Here is an 18,477-nt window from a genome sequence, read left to right on the forward strand (position 1 = left end):
ATTATGCGGCTGTCAGCGGCAACGATGCGCGCCGGCGCCGGCGCTCGACAGTCCTCGCGGCCTCATTGCCCGTCCTTATTTCGTGGACACGTTCCAGAAGACGGGACCGTTCGGGTTGAGTCCCTTGAGCTTGGGAGAAGCAATGTCATAGGTGTAGGCATCGCCTACTTTCATGACCGGCACCTGTTCGTAGATCAGCGACTGGATCTTGTCCCATGTCGATTTCCGCGCGGCTGGATCGGTCGTGTTGATCAACTCAGCCCGAAGCGAGCCGATCTCGGGGCTGTCCCACCAGCCGGGATAGCTCGCATTCAGGAACGTCAGCAGCAGCGGGTCGGGCGCGAACGAATGGTGGGTGACGAAGATGTCCCACTGTTCCGGCTGGCCGCGCATCTTCAAAAGGGTCGCCCAATCGACGACCATCATCTGAACATTGATTCCGGCGTCGGCCAGCTGGCGGGTGAAGACTGACGCTTCGTCATAGTGTGCCTGGTAATTCGTCGAGACCAGCAGGCGGATCGGCGTTCCCGTGTAGTCCGCCTCCTTCGCGAGCTCCTTGGCCTTCTTCGGATCGTGGGCGCTGTAATTGGAGACGCCATCCGTCGAGTACCAGGGCGTGCCCTTGGGAAAGATCGATCCCTCGGCATTCCACAGGTCCTTGGGACCGAAGGCGACGCGCAGCGCCTGCGACTTGTCCAGCGCGGCCTGGATGGCGCGGCGGAGCTTGTAATTGTCCTTCAGGATCCCCTGCTTCGAGTTCATGAAGAAAAGGCCGAAGATCGGCGCGTTCGTGCGCTGCACCTGAACCGATGGGTCTTTGCTCAGGGATTCGTACAGATCGCCGGAGACCATTTCCGCATAGTCGTAGTCGCCCGCCTGCACGCCGCTCACGCGCGTGCCGACGTCAGGCACCGGAATGAACCGGATCTTGTCGAAGCCGGCGACGCGGGCACCGGCAAAGCCGTCGCCCTTTTCCTTCACCGGCTTGTAGCCATCGAACTTCTCCACCTCGACATAGCGGTTCGGCCGCCATTCCACGAACTTGTAAGGCCCGGTGCCGATATAGTCCTTCTGCTCGATCGGCCGGTTTCCCGCGTTGGCGGCTATCTCTTCCGGATAGATCGCAAGGCCGCCATTGACGTCGGCAATGAGAGCTTTCCAGGCGCCGTTCGGCGCTGACAATTTCAGCGTGACTTCATACTTTCCGGTTGCCTCGACTGATGTGGCCGCGGCCATCAGGAGCTTGCCGCGAGCACCGAAATTGCCCCATCTCGTCATCGAGGCGACCACGTCCTTGGCAGTCATTTCCTTGCCGTTGTGGAAGAGGACGCCTTCGCGGAGCTTGATGACGATGGTCCGACCGCCGTCTTCCGTGCGATCGCTCTCGGCCAGCATCGGACGCGGCGTGTAGGTCGAGTCCAGCGCATACAGGGTCTCGAAGATATGGCGGCCGATGACCGATGCGACGTCGGCCGTCGTCAGCATGACATCGAGCGGCGGCGGTTCTCCGATGGTGGCTTCGCGTAGCAGGGTGGCGGCATTGGCCTGCGCAATCAGGAACGACGCGGTGGCCAAGCCGACGACGCCACGCATCAAGACACCTGGACCGTATCTCATGATCGCTTCTCCCGCCCTGTTGAGCCGCCTGCTTCCGGTGCAGGGGGATGTGCCTTTCAGCTGTTGGTTCTGACGGCACGCTATTGCTTGTTTGAAAGTTACATATAGAATTCGGCAATTATCAAGCAGAAAATGCTACTCTTGATAACGGCATGCCGATATGGGTTTGGTCAATGCTGAAGGTTTCTTACGGCAGCTTCGTGCCAAGGGCGCGGGTTGATCTGACCTGAGGAAGAGCGGGCAATGCCGCGTGCAAAGCGAAATGACCCGGCGAGAGCCCCTGGTGCAGCGGTCTCGAAGCCGCCCGGCGACGACAATGTCGTGGCTGGTGACATCATCTCCCTCATCAGGCAGAGCGCTCCGGGCCTCAGCCCGTCGGAGCAGCGCGTTGCCACGGTGCTGCTCGCCGATATCGAGTTTGCCGTTCACGCCAGCAATTCCGAGTTGGCGCGCCGGGCGCGCGTCAGCGAGCCGACGGTCACCCGGTTCAGCCGTTCCGTTGGCTGCCGCGGCGTCCGTGACCTCAAGGTGAGGCTGGCTCAAGCAATGGCGGTTGGGCGAATTTACGTTGAACTGCCCCCGCATGTCGGGACGGATCTGGCGCGCCCCGCGCTCTGGCGGTCGGTGTTTCAGGAAATTCGCCGTGCCATTGCCGCGGTCGAGGAGGGGCTTCGGAAGGAGGACATCGAGAGGGCTGCCGCAGCCATCTCCCGCTGTTCGAAACTCGCGGCGTTCGGCGTGGGGGGTGGTTCGACCCTTGCGGCGGCGGAGGTTCAGAACCGGTTCTTTCGTCTTGGCATCGCCGTGTCCCACGCCTCCGATCCGAGGTTGATGCGCATGATCGCAGCGACCTTCGGGCGGGATGATGTCGTCGTTGCCATCTCGACCACGGGTGAAGCGAACGAAGTGATCGAGGCAGCCAGTATCGCCAGGCAATACGGCGCCTTGGTCGTCGCAATCACCAAGCCGCAAAGCAGGCTGGCTTCAATCGCCGATATTGCGCTTGGCGTGCACGTGCCCGAAGCGCCCGACGCGCTCAAGCCGACGGCCTCGCGCTATGCGCTTCTCGCCACCATCGATCTGCTCGCCGCGTCCACGGCCTATTGCAAGCCGCTCGAAGCCCAGGCACGCATGCGGCGGATCAAATACGAGTTGCTGAAGGGGAGCGACGGGGACGCCAAAGGGCCGCTGGGAGACTGAAGCTTGGAGGATGGGGATGCCGCCTCCTGCGCTCGCTATGACGATGTGGAAAAAGCGAGTGCCACGCCCCATCGTCACGGCACCGACGATGTCGCCGCCTCGCTTACGCACCCGCCGCGACACCGAGGCGGCCGATGCCGGGAAGCTTCAGCGCCGGACGGCGGATGTCGAGGCCGAGCACCGCGCCGAGAAAGTTGATCTCGATGCCTTCGACCCAGCCGATGGTCATGCCGAGATAACCCGACAGCGAGGCATAGAGGCCGGTGCCTGATGGCGTGATGCCGGCCCAGCGTCCGCTGTAGGGATAGTCCTTGCCGATCGCGGTCGGCGGCAGCACGGCCCGCAGCTCGGGCACGGAATCCAGCGCCGCCTGCACGAAGGTGTTGGAGTTCGGGCCCGGCCAGGCGTTGTAATCGCCATAGGCGCGGAACCTGTAGGTCTCGATGACGTCGCGGATCTTCGGGATCAGCGCTTCGGCCCGCGCGCCGTCGACCGCGACCACCGTTTCCGGTATGGCGCCGAACCAGCGGCCGTCGGGCGCAAAGCCGTTGCTGCGGATCGGGTCGCCCCACGCCGTGTAGTCGTAGCGGCTGTAGGCCGAAGCGTCCTTCTCCTTGACGACGATCCAGGTATGGACGGCAAAGATGCTGCGCCAGCGCACGGTGCGCGCGGCAAAGACGCGGATCAGCGCGTCCGGATTGCTGGAGGCCGGCGGCAGCAGGCCGGCGCTGGAGCGATCCGCCATCTGCCAATTGCCGCGGCCGTCGCCGCGCAGATAATAGCTGCCGGCCGACACGCCGATCGGCAGGAAGATCAGCAGCAGAAAGAGAATCAAGACTTTCCTCAAGGGTGAATGGCGCTTCAAGCGGGACGATGCAGTGAATATAGTTCGCAGGCGCCCTCGCGCCAGCGCCGTCCCGCTCTTGCATTCGCAACGTGCGGCCATATGTTGCTGCCATGAGGAAGTTGTCACTCGTCGAGGACCAGGCTATCCAGGCGCGAATCGCGTTCATCGCAGGCGCCGAGACGTTCGATCGCCTCTTCCTGGGCATCCGCTTCGACGAGGTCGACGGCAACCTGCTGTTCGCTGTCGCCAGGGACGAAGACTGCGCGTCCGAGATCGAGGACGAGTTCTCGCACCATCTCGCCGTGGTCGCGTCGCACATCCTCGCGCAGAGCGTCGATGTGGTCGTGGTGCTGCCGAAGGTGCTGCAGTAGGATTCTGCGCCTTCAGGGCGCTTGCCTTCGCCTTGCGTCTCTGCTTTCCAACGCCATCGCAAAATTGTAATGACCTCATCGAGCGTTTGGGGCCGTATTGCGTTGTCGAGGGAGCTCGACCGGATGGCTCGTCATCGCTCTATTCTGCCTGCCGACAAAGATGGATTGAAATTGGCGCCCGCCACGAAAACCCGCGCCGCGAAAGGCGCGACCAGGACCAAAGCCAGGACTTCCAAGGATTCCAGGAATTCCAAGAATTCCAGGGATTCCGCGGGGGCGAGGAATTCCATGAGTTCCAGGAATGCGACGCGTTCCGCGATCGCGTCCTCGTCGCCGCTCGGCATGCTGGCGCTGCACCTGCTGGAGCAGTGGAGCAAAGCCGGCCGCGACGGCCTCGTCTTCCTCTGCGACGACGAGAGCCGGGCAGAGCGGCTCGGCGGCGTGATCCATGGGCTCGATCCTGAAGTCGAGGTGCTGGTGTTTCCGCGCCTGAACACGCTGCCCTTCGACGGCCTCGAGCCGTCCCGCGAGATCGCGGGCCGGCGCAGCTCCGTGTTGCGGCGTCTCGCCAAGGCTAAAAAACCCGTCTTCCTGGTCTCGACCGCGGAAGCCATCATGGAACGGCTGCCGCTGCCGGCGAGCTGGTCGAGGTCGAGCCTCACGCTGAAGGTGGGCGCGGCCTATTCGGAAGCAGAGCTGGAGACGCGGCTGGAAGGGCTCGGCTACGATCTCGACGAGGAGGCGGAATATCCCGGCGGCGTCCTGTTCCATGGCAAGACGTTCGAAGTGTTTCCCGCCGGCGCGCTGGCGCCCTTCCGGATCGAGCATTCCGGCGAGACGATCCGCAAGATCGTCGCTGTCGATCCGATCGAGCACGAGGTGGTCTACGAGACGAAGGAGTTGATCGTCGACGCCATGTCCGAGCGGATCGCGCTGGGCGCCAAGCGCGGACAGCGGGCGACGCTGCCGGATTATTGCAGCCGCGCGCGATGGATCGCGGATGCCGGGGTGTCGGCCCACGCCGAGAGCTGGCTGGGCACGATCGAGGAAGCCGCGGGCCGCAGGGACGCGGAGCGCGAATATCTCGGGCAGGCGGACTGGAAGAAGCTGAAGAAGCGCATCAGCGTGCTGCCGCGAAAGGCCGCCTTCACCTCGACGCCCGAATTCTCCAAGCTCGCCTCGCCGCGCAAGGCGCTGCGCGCATTCGTCGCCGACATGCAGCGCGCGGGATCGCGGCTGCTGTTCGTCGCGGCGATCGAGGACGATTTGCGCGCGATGGAGCGCATGAGCGGCATCAAGGCGGAGCGCCTTGCCGATTGGAGCGAGGTGGCGAAAGGACGAAGCCGCGAAGGCGCGCTGCTCGCCGATTTCGATGCGGGGTTCATCGGCGTCGGCCGCAAGCCCCTTGTCGTCGTGACCGCCTCCGACGTGCTCGGGAGCCGGGCTCATCATCCGCAGCCGATGGCGCGCGCCTGGAATCCGGCGTTCGATCATCCCGACGTGCCGGAGAAGGGCGCCGCCATCATCCATCTGCAACGCGGGCTCGCCGTGCTCGACGGCTTGCAGACCCTCGACATGGGGAAGGGATCGCGGCGCGAGATGATCAGGCTCGCCTTTGCCGCAGACAACGCCGTGCTCGTTCCGCCGTCCGATCTTGCGGTGATCTGGCCCTATGCCGGTGAGCCCGGCAAGCTGGCGCTCGACAAGGCGGACGGCAGCACCTGGTGGGCGCGGCGCACCGCGGCGGAAGCCGAAATCCAGGTGGCCGCGAAGGCGCTCGCCAAGCACATCAGCCAGCGGCGCCGCCGCCGTGCCCCCAAGCTGGTGCCGCCGGGGGCTGCTTACGAAAAATTCGTCGCGCGCTTCCCCTATTTTCCCACGGTCGACCAGGCTCAGGCGATCCAGGACGTGCTCGACGATCTGGCGGCGGGCCATCCCATGGACAGGGTGGTCTGCGGCGATGTCGGCTTCGGCAAGACCGAGGTGGCGCTGCGGGCGGCGGCCGCGGTGGCGCTGTCGGGAAAGCAGGTGGCGATCGCGGCGCCGACGACCGTGCTGGCCCGACAGCATGTCGAGACCTTCCGCAAGCGGTTCGGCCCTCTCGGCATCGAGGTCGGAAGCCTGTCGCGGGCCAATTCAGGCCCCGAGACGCGAGAGACCAAGGAAGCGCTGCGGCGCGGCCGGCTGAAAATCGTGGTCGGCACGCAGGCGCTCAGCGCCAAGGACGTGAAGTTCGCCGACCTCGGCCTCGTCATCATCGACGAGGAGCAGCATTTCGGCGCGGCGGAGAAGGCGAAGCTGTCGGGCCTGGCCAAGGGTGCCCATTCGCTCTGGATGAGCGCGACGCCGATTCCCCGCACGCTCGCGGCGGGTCTTGCCGGCTTCAGGGATCTCAGCGTGATCGCCTCTCCGCCGGTTCATCGGCTTCCCATCGTGACCAGGATCGCGCCGCTGTCGGAGGCCGCGATTGCCGCGGCGCTGCTGCGCGAGCGGAGGCGCAACGGGCAGAGCTTCCTGATCTGTCCGCGCATCCAGGATCTGGAGCCGATGCTGGCACGGGTGCAATCGGTAGCGGGCGATCTGCGCATCGTCTGTCTTCACGGCAGATTGCCCGTCGAGGACATCGACGACCGCATGATGAGCTTCGTCGACGGCGAAGCGGATGTTCTGCTGGCGACCAATATCGTGGAAAGCGGTCTCGATATTCCGCGCGCCAACACCATCGTGGTGTGCTGGCCGGAAAAGTTCGGCCTGGCGCAGCTGCATCAACTCAGGGGGCGGGTGGGACGCGGCGGCACGCGTGCATTCGCCCATCTGCTGACGGAATCGACCTCGGAGCAGTCCGAGAAGCGTCTGGCGGTGCTGGAGGAGTTCAGCAAGCCGGGTGCCGGCTTTGCCATCAGCGAGCGCGATCTCGATCTCCGGGGCGCCGGCGATCTGTTCTCGGAACAGCAGTCCGGGCACGTCCAGGTGTTCGGACCCGTGCTCTACAGTCATCTCCTGAAGCTGGCGTCCGAGCGCGCCAGCGACAACGGCACCGATCTGTGGGTGCCCGATCTCAATCTCCCGATGGCCGACATGCTGCCTGCAGGTTACGTGCAATCGGAGGCGGTCCGCCTCGAAATCTATGGGCGCGCCGCCAGGTGCCGAAGCGACGACGATCTGGAAGACCTGGAGGAGGAGATCTCGCGCCGGTTCGGCAGGCTGCCGCCGGAGGCCCGCGACTTCTTCGCAGCCGCAAGACTCCGGATCGATTGCAAGCGGCGCGGCATCGTCAGGCTGGATGTCGGACCCGAGGCCGTCGCCGCGACGTTCCTGCCGGGGCGGCTGCGGAAATCCAGGGGGACGTCCGAGGGGAAGTCCGAGGCGCGGTCACTCCAGCGCGACGGCGACCGCGTCGTCTACGCCGGTCGCCGAGACGAGGATGCGTTCAGCCGGGTCGAGGAATTCCTTGACCTGCTGGACGCCTGAGGCAGGTTTGCGCTGTCAAGGCGTCGATAATGGCAATGGAACGCTGCCCGGCCCCCGGCTGTTCCATTCCCGTGCCCAGATCAGGAGGATCGAATGAGCGAAGCAGCGGATCATCTTGCGGGCCTGCTCGGACGAGCGGCGATGGACGTGTGGGGCGACATGCCTCGCGACATCCAGGAAGCGCTGTTCGAGGCCGCCATGAAGGGACGTCCCGCGGAGCGGGAAGAGCTCGCGCGCCTGCTGCACGAGCGGCATCCCCGCACGCTTCATCCGGCGCGGCCCGGCTGAGGCGACGGCAGGAACGATCACGCGGGAAGCCGATTGGTAAATTGCGCGATGCGCTGCAAACGGGTTTGCAAGAATCCCGCGGGCCGCATCGCTCGACCTTGAGGCAAACCCGTGAGTCGATCGGCGTGACTGAGATGATCATCGGAAAATGGTACGACCCGATCTCGCAGCGATGGATCGTGCCGCGCGAGGCTCGCCCAATGGCGACCCATTCGCCTTCCGGCGCGAAGAAGGTACCGGACACAAGCAAGACGGGCGAGGCGGAGCGGATCTGGCACCTGCTGGTCGATTGCTGCGCGAGCGGTTGATGCGCCTTGAAACACTGCTCGATCTGTTCACATGTGAACAGAAGCGCCGCGAATTCTCCCTATCATCGGTACACCACGACCTCCGTTCGTGGATTGCCATGACAGGGAGACCCGATCGTGCTCAGGCGGCGTCGCGTTCAGCAAACCACCAGCCTTCAGGAGCGGCTTGCGGAGTTCGCCAGGACGATCCGCGAAAAGGCGGAGTCCTTGCCGGACGGCAAGGAGAGGGATGAGCTGTTGAAGCGGCTGCGAAGCGCCGACACCGCGTCAACCCTCGACCGTCAGTTTACCGGCAAGGACTGAGCAAGGACTGAGCATGATTGGTTTCGCTCGGGCTCGCCCATCTATGCGCGACTGAGGAACTCTTGTGCGGGATCGAGGCTTGAATCTGCGGGCCAGCGTCGCCGCCGATGGCTGGTCTGCACGGTCCCGCCTCCAAAGCCCCCATACCCCCCAAAGGTGGGGCCGTGCCTCACGGCAGAAGATGCAATGCCTGAGCCCGACCGAGCAGGACATCAGAGAACGTGCGGACCGATTGTGTCGGCCGCAGCACGTCGCTGCCTCGGTCGATAAAAAAGCCGCCGAGTTCTTCACCCTGGCGGCTTCAGAGTCCGTAGCTGTTGATCGCCTTCCCAGCATCGTGCGTACCGCCGTTACCTTGTTTGCGGCCATGCCCGGTCATTCTAGGCGAAGGCGTTCAATTCGACTGTGATCTGAAGCACAATCGCAAAATCGATGTCGCAAAGCGAGCGTCAGCGCCGACAAGCGCAGAGCACTCGCGAAATCCACGACGTTCCACCGTCAGGTCCGATACCAGCTCGCCAGATTCCAGGTCGTGACGTCCCACCCCGAGATGTCGGCCATGAGGTTGTTGACGCCGCCGCCGACGATGTTGCGCGAGAGCAGCGGCACCAGCACGTTGGCCTCGCAGAAGATCTCGTTGACCTTGATCAGCAGCGCGGCGCGCTTGACCGGATCGAGCTCCTGCTGCGCGGCCTTGTAGGCCTTGTCGGCCTCGGGATCGGACCAGCGCGAGATATTGCGGCCCAGCCATTTGTTGTCCTTGTTGGCGATCTCCCAGGAGACGCACTGGTTCAGGAACCGCTCCGGGTCGGGTTGCGGCTGCGTTGTGTTGTACATCTCCATGTCGGCATAAAACTTCGAGTAGGTGTCGGGGTTGCCGACGTCCGACGAGAAGAACACCGAGGCGGTGACCGCCTTGATCTCGATCTCGATCCCGGCCTTCTGGCAGGCCTGCTTGATGATGGCCTGCGTCTTCTGGCGCGGGGCGTTGATCGAGGTCTGGAAGACATATTTGAGCTGCTTGCCGTCCTTGGCGCGGATGCCGTCCGCGCCCTTCGTCCAGCCGGCCTCGTCCAAAATCTTGTTCGCCTTGTCGGGGTCGAACTCATATTTCAGCTTGCTCGACTTGAACCGCGAGGGCTGGTTGACGAAGCTCGCTGTCGCGATGCCGCCGCGGCCGTAGATGAATTTCTGGATCGCCTCGCGATCGATCAGGAGGTTGAACGCCCGGCGCACGGCCGGATCGGACAGCGACGGGTGCTTGGTCTTGGTGCTGGACCGCTCGCCGTCGACCTCGGTCCCCGGATCCGTCGTGTTGAGGATGATGAACTCGACGCCGCCGGAGAGCGTGAATTCCACCTTGCCTTTGCCGCTGGCCTCCATGCGCTTGAGGACCTCGTCCTCCACGAGCAGATTCCAGGCATAATCGTATTCGCCGGTCTGCAGCACCGCGCGAGCGGCGGAGACCGCGTCGCCGCCACCCTTGACCTCGAGCGTGTCGAAATGCGGCTGGTTCTTGACGTGATAGTCGGTGTTGCGTTCGGCCCTGATCAGATCGCCCGGCTTGAACTCGACGAATTTGTACGGGCCTGTGCCGACCGGCTTCAGATTGCCCGGTGCGTCGCGCGACTTCGCGCCGGCATAGTCGGCGAAATGATGCTTTGGCAGGATCTGGCCGACCGAGCCGACGAAGGGGTCGGCCCAGAACGGGGTCGGCGCCTTGAAGATCACCTTGACGGTGTGATCGTCGATCTTCTCGACCTTGATATTCTGGTAGGACCCCGTGGTGTAGGCGGCGGTCGCCAGATCCGCGGCGTAGGCCCAGGTGAAGACGACGTCGTCGGCGGTGAAGGGCTTGCCGTCATGCCATTTGACGCCCTGCTTCAGCTTCCAGGTCACGGTCGTGCCGTCAGGCGAGAGGCCGCCGTTCGCCTTCGTCGGAACCTCGGCGGCGAGGCAGGGGATGAGGTTGCCCTCCTTGTCCCAGCCGGCGAGCGGCTCGAAGAAGATGCGCGAGGCGACCTGGTCCTTGGTGCCGATCGCGAAATGCGGATTGAGCAGCGTTGGTGCCTGCCAGATCAGGATCTTGAGCGGGCCGCCGCCGCCGGCCTTGGTCGGTTTGTAGTCAATCGTGGCGTCTGCCATCGCCACGTCGTTCCAGCTCAGGATCTGGCTCGCGATCGGCGCGGCGATCCCGACCGCCGCCATCGTCTTCATGAACGAGCGCCGCGACAGCGTGCCTTGCTTCACCTCCGCGATAAGCCCGCGAATCTCGTTCTCGTTCATCGGATGACCTCCACCGTCGCAAAGACAAGTCGCCACTGGCATGCAAGTACCGTGCACACTAGCGCAGGATGTCCGGGGTCGTGGAGTCAAAGTTGAGGTTGTCGGTTTGAAGGAGGGCGTACTTGCGATGAAACGCCGCAGGGCGCGTGCAGCTCTGTCACCGTCACCCTGAGGCGCGCGCCCTGCGGCGCAGCCGCCGGGCAAGCCTCGAAGGGCGACGGCCCGGCTGCATCCCGGCCATTCGTCCTTCGAGGCTCGCAGTGCAATGTCTCTGCATCCACTCGCACCTCAGGATGACGGAACCAACATTGCGCAGCGCAGCGGAGCTGGACCGCCGCCTGAAGCATTCAGGCGGCGGTCCAGTGCGAGCTAACTGAACTTGGGGAAGTTCTAAGGCCGCGCCGGAACGCTAACCCGGTCGCCGCGGACGCCTCAAGTTTCATGATGTTGCTCCGGCCGGAAATTCATTGCAGTCGCCGGGAAAATGCCACACATGACCATCGGGGACTCGAATGCGTCAACGTCCATTTGCAATCGTCAGCGCTGTTCCAATTGCGTTCTCGAGAATTTCCTCCGACAATTGCCTGTCGCTCACCGCGCGTGACAATTGCAGCGCGCCGACCATGGCCGCGTAGACCGAAATCGCGCGTCGCCGACGTTCCGTAGCCGAGCCATCCGGCATCTGCGCCGCCATCAGCGCAATGATCTCGGACGTCTTTCCGGTGAATGCGTCACGCGTCGCCTTCGGATGCCGCGCGATCTCGGCAACCAGTGCCGCAGTCGGGCAACCGGTGCCGGCGTGTTCGCGATGACGCGGGGAGAGATAGTCGCGGATCGTCGTCTCCAGCGCGACGCCGTTTGCGAGATTGTCCTTGTGCTTCTGCTCGCGCCGCTCCAGCGCGTCGAGCACCACCGCGCGAACCAGATCTTCCTTGGAGGCGAAGTGGGTGTAGAAGGCCCCGTTGGTCAGGCCGGCCTGCGCCATGATGCCGGCGAGGCCGACCGCGGCGATACCGCTCTCGCGGAACTGCGACGAGGCTACATCGAGGATATGCCGCCGCGTCGTGTCCCGGTGTCCCTTGTCGTAGCGCGCCAATTCCGCCTCCTGCGACCCGATCGCCGCCCGGCCACAAAATCGTGAGGGCCGTCCTATTGCATTACGATCATAATAATACATTATAGTCATAATGCAAAGGGGCGGCCGATCGGTCGTGCCTTCAGGGAACCACAGGACCGTACCCATGTCAGTCGAGGATGCCGCCGCGCCGGCCTTGTCCGCCACGCAATTCGTGGCCCACACCGCGGCGCCGCTTCGCCAGGTGGCGGCATCGGCACCGAGCGCCGCGGAGCAAAGGCGTGCGGCGTTGCTGCATGCGCCGATCCTGCCGACGCTGCTCAGGCTGGCGCTGCCGACCGTGACCGTCCTCGTCGCACAGACCGCGGTCAACATCGCGGAGGCCTATTATGTCGGCTATCTCGGCACCGATGCCCTCGCCGGCGCCGCCCTGGTGTTCCCGATCTTCATGCTGATGACCATGATGTCGAATGGCGGCTTCGGCAGCGGCGTCGCGTCCTCCGTCGCCCGCGCAGTCGGTGCCGGCCGCCGCGCTGACGCCGAAGCGGCGCTGTTGCATGCCGTGGTGCTCGCGATCATCGCCGGCGGAGTGTTCACGCTGGGCGTCATCGTCGGCGGTCCGCATCTGTATCGTGCCCTCGGTGGCACCGGTTATGCGCTGGCGGCGGCGACCACCTATTCCAACTATCTGTTCGCCGGCGCCATACCGGTGTGGATCGTCAATCTCCAGGCCGCAGCGCTGCGTGGCTCCGGCAATGTCAGGGTGCCCGCACTGGTGACGCTGGTCGGCGCGATCGTGACCATTCCGGTCTCGCCGGCGCTGATCTTCGGGTTCGGGCCGATCCCGCGGCTCGGCATCGGCGGCGCGGGCGTCGCCTTCGGCCTCTATTATGGCGCGGCGATGTTGTTCCTGCTGCGCTACATGGCCTCTGGCGCCACCGGCCTCAAGCTGCACATCGTGCCATTGCGTGCAAAGATTTTTGGCGACATGCTCAAGGTCGGCATCCCCACCGCGTTCAACGCGGTGCTGACCAACCTCACCGTCATCCTCGTTACCGGCGCGGTCGGCCTGTTCGGGACCTCCGCGCTCGCCGGCTACGGCATCGCCTCGCGGCTCGACTACATCATGATCCCGCTGCTGTTTGGCATCAGCACGGCGACACTGACCATGGTCGGTGTCAACATGGGCGCGGGCCAGCCGGCGCGGGCGCGGAAAATCGGCTGGATCAGCGGCCTCGTCGGCATGATCATGACCGGCACGATTGGCCTCCTGGTCGCGATTTTCCCGGCCGCCTGGCTGCACCTGTTCAGCCATGACGCGGACGTCGTGGGCGAGGGTATGACTTACCTGCGCATCGTCGCACCAGCCTATGCGGCACTCGGTTTTGGCTTCGTCACGTCGTTCGCCGCCCAGGGCACGGGCCGCGCGATGGGCCCGCTGGTTTCGTCCGTCGCGCGCATCCTGATTGCGGCGGGCGGCGGCTGGATCGCGGTGGCGGGCTTTGGCGCAGGCATGGCGGGGCTTGCCACCATGGTGACGGTGTCGCTCGCTGCCTATGCCGCCATCTGCGTCCTGATCATGCTGTCACCGGCGACGTGGCGGACTGAGTAAAGAGGCTCACTGGAGGCCGGCAACGCCGACGGCCAGCGCCGACAGCAGCAGCAGATTGCTCAGCAATTTGAGCGGCGTGTTCGGCTGCGCCAGCCAGCGCGAGACCTTCTCGGAGAAGGACAGCGCCGGATCGGCGAACAGTTGCTCAAAGCTTTGCCCGAAGAAATGTGGAAATTTCGGTCCGAGCCACGGCGTCACCAGCGCGTGCAGGGTTGACGCCATCGCGACGAAGATGGCGGCGCCAAAGGGTTCGCCGACGAATTCGGCTGCGTCGATCAATTTCATCGTCAGCGCGACGCCGGAAAAGAACGGCACACCCTGGAGCAGGACGTAGAGCACGAAACATTCGCGGCGGTTCCGGCCTGTGAGCTTCGGAGCGGTGAGGGTGGTCATGGCTGATCTCCTGGCTGAATTGGTTTCTGTGATGCCGCCATTTTCGCTCCCCGGCTGTCACTGCGCCGTGATGCGCGTCACGCTTGCGGACGGCGTCGTCGTCGCCGTGAATTCGTTTCTCGTCGGGCATCGAATGGAGAAGGTGATTGCCGCTGCCCGCATTCAATATGGATTTCCATTTCATTGATTTCGCAGCGTGGAGAAGCGAATACGGTTCCAATCGTTGCCGATGAGTCATGAAGACGCTGAGTCGTGGAGACCAAGATGTCGTTTCGTTCCGCCCTGATCCTTTCCGCCATCCTCGCCGCGTGGTCGGCGGGCGCCTCGGCCGAGACCATCAAGATCGGCGTGACGCCGGGGCTGCATGCGCAGATCTTCGGGGCGGTGAAGCCGATCGCGGCCAGGCAGGGCCTCGACATCCAGCTCATCGAGTTCTCCGATTATGTCGTGCCGAACGCCGCGCTCGACGCGGGCGAGATCCAGGCCAATTCGTTCCAGAACCAGCCGTATCTGGACAACCAGAAGGCCGATCGCGGCTACAAGATCGAGTCGGTGGGCCTGACCGTGAACTTTCCGATCGGCGTCTATTCCAAGAAGCACAAGGCTTTCGCCGACATCCCCAAGGGCGGCAAGGTTTCGATCCCGAACGATCCGACCAATGGCGGCCGCGTTCTGCTGCTCCTGCGCGACAAGGGCGTGATCAAGCTGAAGGACGGTACGGGCTTCAAACCGACGGTGCTTGATATCACCGAGAATCCCAGGAAGCTGAAATTCATCGAGGTCGACGCGGCGCAGGCGCCGCGCGCGCTCGACGACGTCGATGCCGCCGCGATCAACACCAATTACGCAACCCAGGCGGGCCCCGATCCGGTCAAAAATCCGATCCTGCGCGAGGACCCGATGGGACCCTATGTCAATTTGATCGCCATCCGTACGGCGGACAAGGACAAGCCATGGGTCAAGATCCTCGTCGAAAGCTACCACACGGCGGAGGTCAAGGATTTCGTCCTGACCAAGTTCAAGGGCGCGGTGCTGCCGAGCTGGTAGGCAGTCTGCCCAGCCAAAGCCCAGCGCAGGGGGAGTGATCTGGCGGGCAGCCTTGCACAATGCCCGCTTGTCTGGAGCCGCGGCAACCGACATCATCGGGGCCCATCCTCGCCCGACAGGGGTCGTATGAAACGCTTTGCAAACCTGAAACGCCTTGGGTTCTTCACCCGGCTTCTCGACGAGGCCCCGCCCGCCGATCGCTACCGCTTCGCGGCCGAGCAGATCGTGCGTGCCGAGAAGGCGGGCCTCGATTCCGCGTGGATCGCTCAGCATCATTTCCACGAGCGCGAGGGTGGCCTGCCGTCGCCCTTCACCTTCCTTGGTTATGTGGCGGCGCAGACCTCGCGCATCCGTCTCGGCACCGGCATCGTCACCTTGCCGCTCGAGAATGCGGTGCGGGTGGCGGAGGATGCCGCGGTGCTCGACCTGCTCTGCAATGGCCGGTTCGAGCTCGGCGTCGGCACCGGCGGCAACCCGTCGGCCTTTGCCGCCTTCGGCCTCGACAGCGCCCGTCGCAACGAGATTTTTGCTCGCAATCTGGACGTCGTTCGCACGGCGCTGGTCGGCAAGCCGCTCGACGGCGGCGATACGATCTATCCGCAGCGTCCGCAATTGGACGGCCGGATCTGGCAGGCGACGTTCTCGGTCGCGGGGGGCGCCCGTGCCGGCAAGGCGGGCGACGGCCTCTTGCTGTCGCGGACCCAACCCCGGACCAGGGGGGCGCCGAAGGCCACGCTTGCCGAAATCCAGAACCCGGTCATCGACGCCTATCTCGAAGCGCTGCCGCCGGGACGCGAGCCGCGCATCATGGCCTCGCGCAGCGTTTTCGTCGCCGACGACCATGCCGAGGCGATGCGTCTCGCCGATATCGGGCTGCGGCGCGCGCTGCCGCAATTCATGAAGGGTGGTCACCTTCCCCCAGGCGAGACCCTGGAGGAGATGATCACGGCGTTCGACACCCATGTCGGCGCGGCCGACCAGGTCATCGCCTCGCTCCGCGCGGACGCGACGCTGGAGCGGGTCACCGATCTCGTCTTCCAGGCGCATTCGGTCGATGCGCCGCATCCCTATATCCTGCGCTCGATCGAGCTGGTCGCGGAGAAGGTTGCGCCCGCGCTGGGCTGGACCCGGACGGCCCCCGATGTGGCTCTGGCAGGCTGATCGACATGAAACTGATTGCGTTGCACGAGGCTGAATGATGGGAACGAAGGATATCATCGATACGCTCGCCGGGATCGAGCCGGGCTCGGCGCTCGACGCCATCCGCGGCCGCCGCGTGCAGGCACGCGAGAATGCACAGACAAGCTATCTCTCGCTGTTCGAGCCGATCGACGCCAGCGATTTTTCGCTGGTGGAGCGTGCGGCGGTCGCGTTCTTCGTGATCGGCCTTCACCGAGAGCTTACCGTGGCCGCTTTCTATCGGGCCAAGCTCGCGGCGGCCGCCGATGGCGCGCGTCTGGTTGAGGCGGTCGAGGTCGAAATCGCGCGAGGCGAGACCTCGGGCCCGTACGGCGCCTTTCCGGCGGGCCCGCTGTCGGTGGAGAACAAGGCCGGGCTGATCTATCGCGTGAGCGCAGAGCGCGGGCCGGACCTCGGCGCCCGGCTCGTGGCGGCGTTTGAGCATGCGCACCTTCTGGTGTTCCGGCCGCGCGATGCCGCATCGTCCGACATGAAGGCGTTGCTGGCGGCGGGCTGGTCGAATACCGGCATCGTCACCTTCTCCCAGCTCGTGGCGTTCCTGTCGTTCCAGGTGCGTGTCGTCAGCGGCTTGCGAACGCTCGCAGCAGCGAACGCGTAAGAGGAGACCGCACCATGAGCCCTGCAAGCACAGTCAACCCGCCCGTCGTCTTCACCCAGGACGAGCTCGGCTGGGTGTCGTGGATCGATCCACTGCCCGAAGCCGAGTTGACCGAGCGGCATTTCGCCGGCCTCGTCGATCGCGCCCGCGCCAAATCGGAATACTTTCGCCTGCTGGTGCGCGATCCCGAGGTGCTGGAGGCCCGCACCAAGACCGACAAGGACATCTTCTACAACATCGCCGACGGCCTGCCGCGTGCCGAGCGTGAGCTCGCGGCCGCGGCGACCTCGCGCTACAACGGCTGCATCTATTGCGCCTCCGTGCATGCGCGGTTCGCCAGCACCTATTCCAAGCGCCGCGACGACGTACAGCGGCTACTCGACGAGGGCGTCGGCGCCGATCTCGGCGAGCGCTGGAATGCGGTCGTCAAGGCGTCGGTGGCGCTGGCCGCGACGCCGGTTGCGTTCGGTCCTGACAATGTCGATGAGCTGCGCCGTGCCGGCCTCGACGATGCGGAGATCGTCGACGTCATCAACGGCGCCTCGTTCTTCAACTGGGCGAACCGGCTGATGCTGTCGCTCGGCGAGCCCTCGAAATAGGCAATCTCACCGGCATGGAAATTGCTGATTGTTTCAACACCTGACAGGATGGAGCCCCTGCATGAGCAACATCGATCGTCGTACCCTGGTCAAAAGCTCGCTCGCCGCCATGATGGCGGGAGCAGCATTCTCGCGTACAGCCTTCGCGCAATCGTCCGAGCCGATCCTGCTGGGCGTCAGCGGTCCGCTGACCGGGCCGAACGCACAATATGGCACGCAGTGGAAGCAGGGCTTTGATCTCGCGCTCGACGAGATCCAGGCGGCCGGCGGCATCAACGGCCGCAAGCTCGCCTACAGCTTCGAAGACAGCCAGAGCGATCCGCGCCAGTCGGTGGCGATCGCGCAGAAATTCGTCTCCGATCCCAGGATCGTCATGGAGCTCGGCGACTTCTCGAGTCCCGCTTCGATGGCGGCCTCGCCGATCTATCAGCGCGGCGGGCTGGTGCAGTTCGGCTTCACCAATTCTCATCCCGACTTCACCAAGGGCGGCGACTTCATGTGGAGCACCTCGGTCAGCCAGGCCGACGAGCAGCCGCTGCTGGCGGCCTATGCCGTCAAGCGTCTCGGACTGAAGAAGCTCGCAGTGCTGCATCTCAACACCGATTGGGGCCGCACCAGCCGCGACTATTTCGTCAAGGCGGCCAAGGAGAATGGTGCCGAGATCGCGGTCACCGAAGGCTACATCGCGGAAGAGCGCGACTTCCGCTCCACGCTGGTGCGTGTCCGTGATGCAAACCCGGACGGGCTGATCCTGATCTCGTACTATTCCGACGGTGCGCTGATCGCGCGTCAGGCGCGTCAGGTCGGGCTGAAGCAGGTGATCTGCGCCGCGAGCTCGGTCTACTCGCCGAAATTCCTGGAGCTCGGCGGCGAGGCGGTCGAGGACGTCCATGTCGGCACGCGCTACTTCCCGGAAGACCCGCGCCCCGAGGTGAAGAAATTCATCGCGGGCTTCAAGAAGAAATACAACGGCCAGGAGCCCGATGCGTTCAACGCCTACTCCTATGACGCGATGAACATGGCGGCCGCCGTGATCAGGATCGGCGGCACCGACCGGCGCGCCATCCGCGATGCCTTCGCGAAAGTGAAGGACGTATCGAGCGTGATCTTCGGGCAAGCGACGTTCGACGTCGAGAGCCGCCGCGTCAAGGGCGCCATGAATGCCGAGCTCGTCGTGCGCAAGGGTCAGTTCGCGCTCTGGGATGGCAAGCCGACCTGACATGATGGCCGGAGCGGGCGCTCCGGCCGCTTTTCTCTCTACG

18 protein-coding genes are annotated in these 18,477 nt (G+C 64.5%); 13 read left to right on the plus strand and 5 right to left on the minus strand.

All coding sequences use genetic code 11. The features are described from left to right. Positions 1–75: 75 nt before the first annotated feature. Positions 76–1,617 (minus strand): ABC transporter substrate-binding protein, encoded by a 1,542-nt coding sequence (locus tag JQ572_RS07715; protein ID WP_211382337.1) that lies wholly within the window; start codon positions 1,615–1,617, stop codon positions 76–78. Between the two features lie 243 nt (positions 1,618–1,860). Between JQ572_RS07715 and JQ572_RS07720 the strand changes: the two genes are divergently transcribed. Further along, positions 1,861–2,817, plus strand: coding sequence for a MurR/RpiR family transcriptional regulator (locus JQ572_RS07720; protein WP_211382338.1), 957 nt, complete (start codon positions 1,861–1,863; stop codon positions 2,815–2,817). Between the two features lie 103 nt (positions 2,818–2,920). Here JQ572_RS07720 and JQ572_RS07725 read toward each other — a convergent pair whose 3' ends face one another. Further along, positions 2,921–3,652: a DUF3750 domain-containing protein gene (locus JQ572_RS07725; RefSeq protein ID WP_211382339.1), complete on the minus strand. Its 732-nt coding sequence runs from the start codon at positions 3,650–3,652 to the stop codon at positions 2,921–2,923. A 122-nt stretch (positions 3,653–3,774) separates the two neighbouring features. On the opposite strand from JQ572_RS07725, the gene JQ572_RS07730 reads away from it, so the two are divergent. From JQ572_RS07730 to JQ572_RS07750, 5 genes are all read left to right on the plus strand, one after another. Continuing rightward, entirely contained in the window at positions 3,775–4,035 is a 261-nt protein-coding gene (locus JQ572_RS07730; protein ID WP_211382340.1) for a hypothetical protein, read from the plus strand. A gap of 342 nt (positions 4,036–4,377) precedes the next feature. Next, positions 4,378–7,506: a DEAD/DEAH box helicase gene (locus tag JQ572_RS07735; protein WP_211382435.1), complete on the plus strand. Its 3,129-nt coding sequence runs from the start codon at positions 4,378–4,380 to the stop codon at positions 7,504–7,506. A 93-nt stretch (positions 7,507–7,599) separates the two neighbouring features. After that, complete coding sequence (locus tag JQ572_RS07740; protein WP_211382341.1) at positions 7,600–7,794, plus strand: hypothetical protein; 195 nt, start codon at positions 7,600–7,602, stop codon at positions 7,792–7,794. A 41-nt stretch (positions 7,795–7,835) separates the two neighbouring features. Then, complete coding sequence (locus tag JQ572_RS07745) at positions 7,836–8,102, plus strand: hypothetical protein (RefSeq protein ID WP_211382442.1); 267 nt, start codon at positions 7,836–7,838, stop codon at positions 8,100–8,102. 117 nt (positions 8,103–8,219) lie between these two features. After that, positions 8,220–8,405, plus strand: a complete 186-nt coding sequence (locus JQ572_RS07750) for a hypothetical protein (protein ID WP_211382342.1) — start codon at positions 8,220–8,222, stop codon at positions 8,403–8,405. 498 nt (positions 8,406–8,903) lie between these two features. On the opposite strand, the gene JQ572_RS07755 is transcribed toward JQ572_RS07750, so the two are convergent. Both JQ572_RS07755 and JQ572_RS07760 read right to left on the minus strand, forming a co-directional pair. Beyond that, positions 8,904–10,691, minus strand: a complete 1,788-nt coding sequence (locus tag JQ572_RS07755) for a peptide ABC transporter substrate-binding protein (RefSeq protein ID WP_211382343.1) — start codon at positions 10,689–10,691, stop codon at positions 8,904–8,906. Between the two features lie 517 nt (positions 10,692–11,208). Next, positions 11,209–11,787 carry a TetR family transcriptional regulator gene (locus JQ572_RS07760; protein ID WP_211382344.1) on the minus strand — a complete coding sequence of 193 codons (579 nt, stop codon included), beginning with the start codon at positions 11,785–11,787 and terminating at the stop codon, positions 11,209–11,211. A gap of 145 nt (positions 11,788–11,932) precedes the next feature. On the opposite strand from JQ572_RS07760, the gene JQ572_RS07765 reads away from it, so the two are divergent. Next, complete coding sequence (locus JQ572_RS07765) at positions 11,933–13,378, plus strand: MATE family efflux transporter (protein ID WP_211382345.1); 1,446 nt, start codon at positions 11,933–11,935, stop codon at positions 13,376–13,378. 6 nt (positions 13,379–13,384) lie between these two features. Here JQ572_RS07765 and JQ572_RS07770 read toward each other — a convergent pair whose 3' ends face one another. Beyond that, a complete protein-coding gene (locus tag JQ572_RS07770) occupies positions 13,385–13,771 on the minus strand; it encodes a hypothetical protein (protein WP_211382346.1) in 387 nt (128 codons plus the stop codon). Between JQ572_RS07770 and JQ572_RS07775 the strand changes: the two genes are divergently transcribed. The 6 genes from JQ572_RS07775 (at position 13,770) to JQ572_RS07800 (ending at position 18,434) form a co-directional block, all read left to right on the plus strand. After that, positions 13,770–13,958, plus strand: a complete 189-nt coding sequence (locus JQ572_RS07775; RefSeq protein ID WP_211382347.1) for a hypothetical protein — start codon at positions 13,770–13,772, stop codon at positions 13,956–13,958. The two genes, JQ572_RS07770 and JQ572_RS07775, sit on opposite strands and share 2 nt — an antisense overlap. Before the next feature lie 65 nt (positions 13,959–14,023). Continuing rightward, positions 14,024–14,818: a MetQ/NlpA family ABC transporter substrate-binding protein gene (locus JQ572_RS07780; RefSeq protein ID WP_211382348.1), complete on the plus strand. Its 795-nt coding sequence runs from the start codon at positions 14,024–14,026 to the stop codon at positions 14,816–14,818. Between the two features lie 126 nt (positions 14,819–14,944). Beyond that, entirely contained in the window at positions 14,945–15,979 is a 1,035-nt protein-coding gene (locus tag JQ572_RS07785) for a putative FMN-dependent luciferase-like monooxygenase (protein WP_211382349.1), read from the plus strand. A 37-nt stretch (positions 15,980–16,016) separates the two neighbouring features. Then, the gene (locus tag JQ572_RS07790) at positions 16,017–16,616 is read left to right on the plus strand and encodes a CMD domain protein (protein ID WP_211382436.1); all 600 of its coding nucleotides are present in this window, start codon (positions 16,017–16,019) and stop codon (positions 16,614–16,616) included. A gap of 14 nt (positions 16,617–16,630) precedes the next feature. Next, positions 16,631–17,215 carry an alkylhydroperoxidase domain protein gene (locus JQ572_RS07795; protein WP_211382350.1) on the plus strand — a complete coding sequence of 195 codons (585 nt, stop codon included), beginning with the start codon at positions 16,631–16,633 and terminating at the stop codon, positions 17,213–17,215. 61 nt (positions 17,216–17,276) lie between these two features. Further along, complete coding sequence (locus tag JQ572_RS07800) at positions 17,277–18,434, plus strand: ABC transporter substrate-binding protein (protein ID WP_211382351.1); 1,158 nt, start codon at positions 17,277–17,279, stop codon at positions 18,432–18,434. The last annotated feature ends 43 nt before the right edge of the window (positions 18,435–18,477 follow it).

The sequence above is a fragment of the Bradyrhizobium sp. SZCCT0153 genome (assembly GCF_018129995.1).
Classification (GTDB): domain Bacteria; phylum Pseudomonadota; class Alphaproteobacteria; order Rhizobiales; family Xanthobacteraceae; genus Bradyrhizobium; species Bradyrhizobium japonicum_G.

Coding starts and splice junctions, on each gene's coding strand:
- JQ572_RS07715 (WP_211382337.1), bottom strand. CDS start 1,617: ATGAGATACGGTCCAGGTGTCTTGATGCGTGGCGTCGTCGGCTTGGCC.
- JQ572_RS07720 (WP_211382338.1), top strand. CDS start 1,861: ATGCCGCGTGCAAAGCGAAATGACCCGGCGAGAGCCCCTGGTGCAGCG.
- JQ572_RS07730 (WP_211382340.1), top strand. CDS start 3,775: ATGAGGAAGTTGTCACTCGTCGAGGACCAGGCTATCCAGGCGCGAATC.
- JQ572_RS07735 (WP_211382435.1), top strand. CDS start 4,378: ATGCTGGCGCTGCACCTGCTGGAGCAGTGGAGCAAAGCCGGCCGCGAC.
- JQ572_RS07740 (WP_211382341.1), top strand. CDS start 7,600: ATGAGCGAAGCAGCGGATCATCTTGCGGGCCTGCTCGGACGAGCGGCG.
- JQ572_RS07755 (WP_211382343.1), bottom strand. CDS start 10,691: ATGAACGAGAACGAGATTCGCGGGCTTATCGCGGAGGTGAAGCAAGGC.
- JQ572_RS07765 (WP_211382345.1), top strand. CDS start 11,933: ATGTCAGTCGAGGATGCCGCCGCGCCGGCCTTGTCCGCCACGCAATTC.
- JQ572_RS07775 (WP_211382347.1), top strand. CDS start 13,770: ATGGCTGATCTCCTGGCTGAATTGGTTTCTGTGATGCCGCCATTTTCG.
- JQ572_RS07770 (WP_211382346.1), bottom strand. CDS start 13,771: ATGACCACCCTCACCGCTCCGAAGCTCACAGGCCGGAACCGCCGCGAA.
- JQ572_RS07785 (WP_211382349.1), top strand. CDS start 14,945: ATGAAACGCTTTGCAAACCTGAAACGCCTTGGGTTCTTCACCCGGCTT.
- JQ572_RS07790 (WP_211382436.1), top strand. CDS start 16,017: ATGGGAACGAAGGATATCATCGATACGCTCGCCGGGATCGAGCCGGGC.
- JQ572_RS07795 (WP_211382350.1), top strand. CDS start 16,631: ATGAGCCCTGCAAGCACAGTCAACCCGCCCGTCGTCTTCACCCAGGAC.
- JQ572_RS07800 (WP_211382351.1), top strand. CDS start 17,277: ATGAGCAACATCGATCGTCGTACCCTGGTCAAAAGCTCGCTCGCCGCC.